This window comes from Gluconobacter sphaericus NBRC 12467, assembly GCF_006539125.1.
Taxonomy (GTDB): domain Bacteria; phylum Pseudomonadota; class Alphaproteobacteria; order Acetobacterales; family Acetobacteraceae; genus Gluconobacter; species Gluconobacter sphaericus.
In genome coordinates, this window is record NZ_BJMK01000094.1 from 1 (window position 1) to 594 (window position 594).

The window sequence follows — 594 nt, forward strand, 5'->3', positions numbered from 1 at the left end:
CGAGGAAATTTTCCCCCGCCTTGGCCGTGTGACGACAAGCGACGCAATCGCACTGGACGCGTAAGCGCATGGTGGATGTCTGCGCGTCTCACGGTTCCCGGCGAGATCGTTCATGAACACCAGAACATCGTTGCCATCCCAGGGTTCGGATCAACTGCCTCCGGGCACCTGGAAAATCGTGAGTGTCGCGGCGGTCGGATCTTTCATGGCGCAACTGGACGCCACGATTGTCAATGTGTCGCTCCCAGATCTTGTCGCGACCCTGCACGCTCCGTTTTCACACATTCAATGGGTGGTAAGCGGCTATCTGCTGGCACTCGCCCTGACGTTGCCCCTGAATGGATGGCTTGTAAGCCGCCTCGGGGGGCGGGCAGTCTATTTATGGTGCTTCGGTGCTTTCACGCTTACATCAGGCTTCTGCGCGCTGGCATGGTCGGCACCGTCCCTGATCGCGTTCCGCCTGCTGCAAGGCATGGCTGGCGGCCTGCTTGCTCCCATGGCGCAGATGACGGTCGCCCGTGTGGCGGGCCGACAGATGCCGAGGGTCGCGAGCGCAATGACGGCACCTGTTCTGCTCGCGCCGCTTCTTGGACC

General features: G+C 61.6%; 1 protein-coding gene. It reads left to right on the plus strand.

The genetic code is table 11. The features are described 5' to 3' along the window. Positions 1–112: 112 nt before the first annotated feature. Positions 113–594 (plus strand): MFS transporter (locus GSP01_RS14650; protein WP_141354697.1); only part of this gene is annotated, 482 nt, incomplete at its 3' end.